The sequence below is a fragment of the Mammaliicoccus sp. L-M44 genome, from assembly GCF_022386355.1.
GTDB classification, from domain to species: domain Bacteria; phylum Bacillota; class Bacilli; order Staphylococcales; family Staphylococcaceae; genus Mammaliicoccus; species Mammaliicoccus sciuri_A.
The window spans coordinates 1-8,314 of the sequence record NZ_JAJNIU010000040.1; the positions used below are offsets into that span (position 1 = coordinate 1).

General features: G+C 31.6%; 8 protein-coding genes. 6 read left to right on the plus strand and 2 right to left on the minus strand.

All coding sequences use genetic code 11. The annotated features are described in order from the left end of the window. Positions 1 to 321 precede the first annotated feature (321 nt). From LQ611_RS13460 to LQ611_RS13470, 3 genes are all read left to right on the plus strand, one after another. On the plus strand, positions 322 to 684 hold the full coding sequence (locus LQ611_RS13460) for an ArsR/SmtB family transcription factor (RefSeq protein ID WP_103361194.1): 363 nt from the start codon (positions 322 to 324) through the stop codon (positions 682 to 684). Between the two features lies 1 nt (position 685). After that, positions 686 to 1,846 (plus strand): NADH:flavin oxidoreductase/NADH oxidase family protein, encoded by a 1,161-nt coding sequence (locus LQ611_RS13465; protein ID WP_239709650.1) that lies wholly within the window; start codon positions 686 to 688, stop codon positions 1,844 to 1,846. A gap of 121 nt (positions 1,847 to 1,967) precedes the next feature. Beyond that, positions 1,968 to 2,882, plus strand: coding sequence for an alpha/beta hydrolase (locus LQ611_RS13470; RefSeq protein WP_239709652.1), 915 nt, complete (start codon positions 1,968 to 1,970; stop codon positions 2,880 to 2,882). Between the two features lie 35 nt (positions 2,883 to 2,917). Here LQ611_RS13470 and LQ611_RS13475 read toward each other — a convergent pair whose 3' ends face one another. Both LQ611_RS13475 and rpmG read right to left on the minus strand, forming a co-directional pair. Next, positions 2,918 to 4,360, minus strand: a complete 1,443-nt coding sequence (locus LQ611_RS13475; protein WP_107566072.1) for an amino acid permease — start codon at positions 4,358 to 4,360, stop codon at positions 2,918 to 2,920. A gap of 203 nt (positions 4,361 to 4,563) precedes the next feature. Next, complete coding sequence (rpmG, locus tag LQ611_RS13480; RefSeq protein ID WP_049318964.1) at positions 4,564 to 4,713, minus strand: 50S ribosomal protein L33; 150 nt, start codon at positions 4,711 to 4,713, stop codon at positions 4,564 to 4,566. A 160-nt stretch (positions 4,714 to 4,873) separates the two neighbouring features. Between rpmG and LQ611_RS13485 the strand changes: the two genes are divergently transcribed. The 3 genes from LQ611_RS13485 (at position 4,874) to LQ611_RS13495 (ending at position 7,931) form a co-directional block, all read left to right on the plus strand. Beyond that, on the plus strand, positions 4,874 to 5,821 hold the full coding sequence (locus LQ611_RS13485) for a metal ABC transporter solute-binding protein, Zn/Mn family (protein WP_107566071.1): 948 nt from the start codon (positions 4,874 to 4,876) through the stop codon (positions 5,819 to 5,821). Between the two features lie 91 nt (positions 5,822 to 5,912). Further along, a complete protein-coding gene (gene guaC, locus LQ611_RS13490; protein WP_107566070.1) occupies positions 5,913 to 6,896 on the plus strand; it encodes a GMP reductase in 984 nt (327 codons plus the stop codon). Positions 6,897 to 6,914: 18 nt separating this feature from the next. Continuing rightward, the gene (locus tag LQ611_RS13495) at positions 6,915 to 7,931 is read left to right on the plus strand and encodes a CAP domain-containing protein (protein WP_107566069.1); all 1,017 of its coding nucleotides are present in this window, start codon (positions 6,915 to 6,917) and stop codon (positions 7,929 to 7,931) included. Positions 7,932 to 8,314 lie beyond the last annotated feature (383 nt).

An 8,314-nucleotide genomic window follows, 5' to 3' on the forward strand; every position in this document is an offset into this window, starting at 1 on the left:
ACGCTCTCTTCTCATAAAAAGACCACCTACTTTCTTAATTTTAACAATACTTCTCTTTAAAGAAGTTGTCCAATTAAGTGTAGACGGTCCACAAAAGTAGCTGGAATTGTAACTAAGGGGTGCCATAGTAACAAAAGTGGGTAGAATTGTAACTAAGGGGAGCCATAGTAACAAAAGTCGGTGGAATTGTAACTAAGGACGGTCATAGTAATATAATTCGCATTGGTCTAGACTTTCTTTCTCAATGAAATTTTAGAGCATTATTATGTTAAAGTGTAAACATTCAATCGTTTAATTTATTAAACAGATGGGAGGAAAATCTTGAAAAATACTGAAGAGTTAAAGAAATTAGCGGATGAGTTTCAAGAATGCCAGAGCATACTTGTAGCAATTGGTGATGAAACACGTCAATCAATTGTGTTAGCTCTGATTGAAGTAGGATGTAATGAAGGGATGCGAGTCGGAGAAATTACTAAGAAAACCCACTTATCTCGCCCCTCAGTATCGTATCATTTAAAAATCTTAAAAGAAGCCAATATTGTAACTGTAGAAAAAATAGGTACAAAAAATTTTTATTATATTAACCCTGAAAATACTAGTATTAAATCATTACAAGTAATGATTAATCATATGAATCAATATATTGAGAGTTATCATATTCCAAAAAAGGAAAGTGAGTTTTAATATGATGAAAAAACTAGAAACAAAATTAGAAACGAAAAATTTTATGTCTAAAAATCGTTTTTATAAAGCATCAATGAGTGAAACATTAGGTAATCGATACAATAGTCCAACAAAAAATATAGTGAATTTATACAGTCGTTGGTCTAATGGTGGATCGGGCATACTGATGACCGGTAACGTTATGGTAGATCGTAATGCATTAGGCGAACCAGGAAACATTGTTATAGAAGATGAAAGAGATATAACTTTGTTGAAAAATTGGGCAAAAGTGGGAACTCAAAACAATAATCATTTGTGGATGCAGATTAATCATCCAGGTAAACAGTCACCTAAAAATTTATCTAAAGAACCAGTAGCCCCTAGTTCAATTCCTGTAGGAGGAAATTTGTCGAATGTTTTTAATCACCCACGCGCATTAAAGCATGATGAAATTTTAGAAATTATAAAGCGTTTTGGAAACACAGCATATATTGCAAAAAAAGCAGGCTTTACTGGTGTACAAATTCATGCCGCACATGGTTATCTTATTAATCAATTTTTATCACCTTTCCACAACAAACGAAATGATGCATGGGGAGGTAGCCTTGAAAATCGTATGCGTTTTTTAATGGAAGTTTATCATGAAATAAGACGTCGTACAGGTGAACAATTTCCTATTGCTGTTAAGTTAAATTCTGCAGATTTTCAACGTGGTGGGTTTACAGAAGAAGACTCAATGAAAGTTCTAAAAGCTATCGATAAAGCTGGAATTGATTTAATCGAAATTTCAGGGGGTAATTATGAAAATCCTGTTATGTTTGAAGGAAGTAATATCCGTGAGAGTACCAAAAAACGTGAAGCTTATTTTTTAGATTATGCAGATAAAGCGAGAAAATTAGTGAATACACCAATTGTTGTAACTGGTGGTTTTCGATCGGCTGAGGGTATGGAGGCTGCAATTAATAGTGGTTCGATTGATATGGTAGGTATTGCTAAACCTTTAGTAATTAATCCTGATTTACCAAACCAAATAATAAATGGGACATATATAACACCGGACTTACCAAGAATTACAACTAACGTTAAATTTATAGATAAAAAATTAGGGTCAATGATAGAACTTAGTTGGTATGAGGCTCAATTTTATTTAATGGCACATGGAAAAATCCTAATCTTAAATTGAATATATGGAGAGCTTTATGGATAACTTTTAAGAAAAATGGGATAATTTCCTTTACTAAAAGACGTTAAATTTAATAATTTTAAAAAGAGTGAATAATTATGAATTATAAACATCAAATTGCATGGAAAAAATTGAATCTAAATTACCTGAAAAATTTCATTTTACAGAAGAATATGAGCCGAATGAAGAGTGGTGGGATTGGAAAGGACATCATGTACATTTGGACACGTTTAGAAATGAAAACGCAGATGTCAAAATAATTTTATTACATGGTGTTGGCACTAATGGTAGACAACTGTCTTTAATAGCAGGAGGGCCATTAGCAAAGAAAAATTATGAGACAATAGCAATTGATATGCCAACATATGGCATGACCCAGGTTAAAAAGGGAGAGATTGTCACTTATGATGATTGGGTAAATTTAGCTTCTGATTATATAGATGAAGAAAGTAAAAAAGATACACGCCCTATCTTTTTATATGGGTTAAGTGCTGGTGGTATGGAAAAATTTCATGTTGCTGCCAAAAATAAAAAAGTTAAGGGTATTATTGGTATGACATTTTTAGATCAGCGTAAACAAATGATAAGAGATGCGACTGCTCATGATATTTTAATGAGCAGGATAGGTATCCCAGCTGCAGGATTAATGAGAAAAATCGGTCTTGGATTTATAAGAATTCCTATGAAAATAGCTTCTAAGATGTACACTTTAGTTAACAATGATACAATACTAAAAATAATGTTAAATGATAAGTCGTCTGCGGGAAATTTAGCAACAATGACTTTCTTAGATTCATATGGTAATTATAAACCAGAAGTGGAACCTGAAATGTTCGATACTTGTCCCGTGTTATTAACACAACCAAGCTTAGACCGATGTACACCAAAATATTTGAGTGTTCCATTTTTATCCGAATTAAAAAAAGTCGAACACGAGATTATAGATTTACAAAATGGAGGTCACTATCCTGTAGAACAACCTGCATTAGATGAGTTAGTAGAAGCTATTGATAATTTTATAAAAAAATATAAATAACGCCACTCAATCTACTTGAGTGGCGCTTTTAAAAATTATTTCTTATATTGGTGTTTTGTTAAATCAATGTCTTCTAGTTTGATAATTTTTGATTTCGTTGTGAATTTATGAATAAAGTATACTACGAAACCTAATATAATCGGTAAGAATGATTCGATTAATACTGGGAAGTTCAATGTCATAATGCTATCAAATGATTGACCGATTAATAAGAATGCTATAACAGCGATTACGATAATTGGACCTAATGGATATAAAGGTGCTTTATATTCAAGTGTATCTGTTGCTGATTTGCCTTGTTTCTTAATGGCCATTCTTAATCGGATATGACTGATTATACTCATTAACCAAACTAAAGTAACAAGTGCGCCTAACATATTCAATAATCTATAATAACCATCTGCATTAATCGTTGCATATACGATAGAAACGAATATTAATACGATTGTGACACATAATGAAACGAATGGCATATTGTTTCTATTTAAGTTATTGATAAACTTAGGTGCTTGCTTATGTTGTGCAAGTGAGTAAAGTAATCTACTTGTAGCATATAAGCCTGAGTTACCAGCTGAAATGAGTGCTGTTAAAATAACTGCATTAATTATTGAAGCAGCGAATGCTATACCAACTCTATCAAATACGATTGTAAACGGACTTTGTGTTACAGTGTTTGATTTATTTAATAACAATGGATCAGTATATGGAATAATTGCTGCAATCACAGCGATTGCTAAAATATAAAATAATAAAATTCTCCAGAATACTTGTCTAATTGCTTTTGGCATGGATTCTTTAGGATTTTCAGATTCACCAGCTGTTACGGCTACTACTTCTGTACCACCGAAGCTAAATCCAGCAACAAGTAGTACACCTAAGAAACCAGAAATACCATTTACGAATGGTGCTTCTTTATAAGTGAAGTTTGATAGTCCAAGTGGTTCATTACCGCCTAAGATTCCAAATATCACAAGTACACCAACTATTAAGAAGATTATAATAGTTGCGACTTTAATAAAACTTAACCAATATTCAGCTTCACCAAATGCTTTAACAGTAAATGCATTGAGTAAGAATAGAATAACTAAGAAAATAATGCTCCATACAAACGGGTTAATATTTTGGAATATATCCCAGTATGTAATAATTTTTGCTGCAGTTAATATATCCACGCTTGTTACCAGTGCCCAAATTACCCAATATAGCCAACCAACAGTAAATCCTGCTGATGGATCAATAAATCTACTTGAGTAAGCACTAAATGAACCAGAAACTGGATAAAATGTTGCAAGTTCACCTATAGCTGTCATTAAAAAGTAGAGCATAACACCAATGATTGAATAAGCTATAAGTGCGCCGCCAGGTCCTGCTTGAGTGATGACTGCACCACTGGCCATAAATAAACCAGTACCAATCGAACCACCAATGGCGATCATTGATATGTGCCTAGTCTTTAATCCTCGTTTCATTTCTTCCATATAATTCACCTTGCTTTCTAATTGTACAATTTATCTGTAAATAAAATATACATATTATTTTATTAGTATTTCAGTAAATAAGCAACAAAAACTTTTAACGCATAAATGCTTTAAAGCCATAAAGTAACAGTATATAAAAATAGAAGTCATTTCAAATGTATGAATTGACTTCTTTGTCGTATATTTTCTTATAGAATAAGAAATTATTTAGTTTCGCGGTGTAAAGTGTGACGACCTAATCTTGGACAGTATTTTTTCATTTCAATACGTTCAGGATTTGTACGTTTGTTTTTAGTTGTAATATAATTTCTGTCGCCACATTCAGTACATGCTAACGTGATATTGACACGCATGTTCATCAGCCTTTCTATTCAGTAATCGTTACGTTTTATAATTTTAGCATAATATAAATGAGTTTTCAATGCAAAAATATGTGTATTATATAATTGCGATATGATGTGTAAAAGCGTATATTGTTATAATTAAAACAAATAATAACGTAGGAGTTAAAATATGAAAAAAATATATATTATAGTTGGTGCTTTATTAACGATGGCACTTATACTTTCAGGTTGTAACAACCAAACATCATCAAATGACAAAATCAAAATTTATGCAACTAACTTTCCTTATGAAAGCTTTGCTAAACAAATTGGTGGAAAATATGTAGATGCAAATTCTATTTACCCGAGCGGCACGGATTTACATAATTATGAACCAACACAAAAAGAAATGCTTAATATTGCTAAAAGTGATTTGTTTATATATTCTTCAAATGAATTAGATCCAGTAGCTAAAAAAATTAGTTCTACTATTAAAAGTGATGATCACAAATTAGAGGCGGTTGCTAATTTGAAAGAAAGTCATATTTTAGAACATCATCATGAACATGGTGAAGAAGAAGAGCATGAACATGAGCACGAAGACGAAGAAAGTGCTAACGATCCACATATTTGGTTGGATCCAATTGTTAATAAAGAAGCGGCTAAATCTATTAAAGATAAACTCGTACAAAAGGATCCTGATCATAAAGAATATTATCAAAAAAATTATCAAAATCTCATTAAAGATATAAACGAGATTGATGAAAGTTTACAAAACGTTACGAAAGATACAAAAAGAGATACTGTATTTATTTCTCATGATTCTCTAGGGTATTTAGCTAACAGATATCACTTTAAACAAAAAGGTGTCACAGGCATGAATAATGAAGAACCAACTCAAAAAGAAATTCTAGAAATTATTAAAGATATTAACAACTCGAAATCACCATATATTTTATATGAGCAAAATGTTAGTTCAAAAATGACAGATATTATAAAGAAAGATACGAAAAGTAAACCGCTAAAATTTCATAATTTAGAAGTATTAACTAAAGATGAAGCCAAACAAAAAAATATTTCATATCAGTCTTTAATGGAAGAAAATATCAAAACTCTTGATAAAGCTCTAAATAAATAACATTTATAGTATTATTTCGTTTACTTTTACTACTTAACCATGTATAGTAACTAATGGATTATTATTAATAGTTGTGAAAGAGGTTATTGATATGAAAATTTTTGATTATGAAGATGTACAGTTAATACCAAATAAATGTATAGTAGAAAGCCGTTCTGAATGTGATACTACTGTAAAATTTGGTCCAAAGACATTTAAATTACCAGTAGTACCTGCAAATATGCAAACAGTCATGAATGAAGAACTAGCTGAATGGTTTGCTAGTAATGATTATTTTTATATCATGCATCGTTTTGATGAAGAAGGACGTATTCCATTTATCAAAAAAATGCAAAGCCAAAACTTCTTCGCCTCAATTTCTGTAGGTGTTAAAGACAATGAATATACTTTTATAGAACAACTTTCTAATGAAGGGCTTGTTCCTGAATATATAACAATAGATATTGCACACGGTCATTCTGAGCAAGTTATAAGAATGATTAAACATATTAAACAACATATTCCTGAAACATTTGTAATTGCAGGTAATGTTGGTACGCCTGAGGGTGTTCGTGAACTTGAAAATGCGGGTGCTGACGCAACAAAAGTTGGTATCGGACCAGGTAGAGTATGTATTACTAAAATTAAAACTGGATTTGGTACTGGTGGATGGCAATTAGCTGCAATTAACGCTTGTAGCAAAGCTGCTAGAAAACCAATGATCGCTGACGGTGGTATTAGAACGAACGGTGATATTGCTAAATCTATTAGATTCGGTGCAAGTATGGTAATGGTTGGTTCATTATTTGCTGCACATGAAGAATCTCCAGGTGAAACAGTTGAATTAGAAGGTAAACTATATAAAGAGTATTTCGGTAGTGCATCTGAATTTCAAAAAGGTGAACGTAAAAATGTAGAGGGTAAAAAGATGTTTGTTGAACATAAAGGCTCTCTAAAAGATACGTTAATTGAAATCGAACAAGATTTACAAAGTTCTATTTCTTATGCAGGTGGAAAAGATCTACATTCTATTACAAAAGTAGACTATGTAATTGTTCGTAATTCAATATTTAATGGTGATAGTGATCGCGGCTAAAACAAGTGAGGTGACGACTTGAGAAAAGTATTCTTTTTATTTATGTTGCTATTATGCTTAACACTTATCAAGCCAGTCCCAGAATCAGATTTGTCTAGACAAATTGGGCAAAAAGTATTGAATGTTCAACAAGGATTACAACACGAAGAAACAGCTAAGAAAGTTGAACTGAAGACACCAGATGACCAAGAATTTGCGATTAATAATATTCAAATCAATCAAACAAAGAGCGAAGTAGAAAAGAAACTTGGTAAACCTAAGCGTATAACTGCTAATGAATATAACGAGAAATGGCATGTGTATCATAACGACTATCATGAATTTGTAATGGTAAGTTATGATCATGACAAAGTAACTGGTTTATATACAAACCAAGACCTTATAACTTCTAAAAAAGGTATTACAAGTAAAATGAACAAAGATAAAGTTCGTTCTATACTTGGAGAACCTGAAAAAGCAATAGAAAAAGACAAAGTGAAACTCATACAAAATGATGAAGATTATGATGTTTTCAAATTTGATAACATCTATACAACCGTGTTTTATGATAAACATGAAAATAATCAAATTAAAGGTATCATGCAGATTGCATCATCAACTGAAGATAAACGAACGAATCAGTATCATGCAGCTTCTGATGAATACAAAAAAGCTTTAGAATTACAAAACTTTGATCTTGTAAATGCTGAACGTGTACAGTTTGGTTTACCTACATTAGCTTATAATGAGCGTGTTAGTGAAACTGCAAGAAAGCATAGCCAAGACATGGTGAATAACGATTATTTTGATCATAATAACAAACAAGGTATGTCTCCATTTGATAGATTAGATCGAGATGGTTTTAATTATGTTACTGCTGGGGAAAACTTGGCTTATGGTCAAATCAGTAGTATATATGCACATCATGGTCTTATGAATTCACTTGGACATAGAAAAAACATTTTAAATAAAGATTATAAAGAATTAGGTGTAGGTGTTGATATCGGCGAAGAATTACAGCCATATTGGACGGAGAACTACATCACGCAACAATAGAAAAGAGATAAATGATATTATCTTATCAACGTTGATATAATTAAATCGAGAAAAGTCAATATTTCATATTTCCTTAAATGTTTAACACATGTTGTTTCTAGTAATTTTGATTGGTGAAATAACATATAAAGGGGTAGTTTTACATGGAAAATAAAGAAATAAAACGAAAAGATTTAGATGTCTTAGAACGTATTAAAGAATTATTAAATAAAAAAGATGTATCATAAATATATGACAAGTAAAGAAAGAACTCGATAAAGGGAATATGAAAAAAGGAGATGCGTTCGCATCTCCTCAGAGTGTCGACAAAGTCTTAGACTTTGCCGGCATTTTTTTATGCGCATGCTTTCCGCGGGCATGTTCTCAGCCTGTAGTCTTCGAAT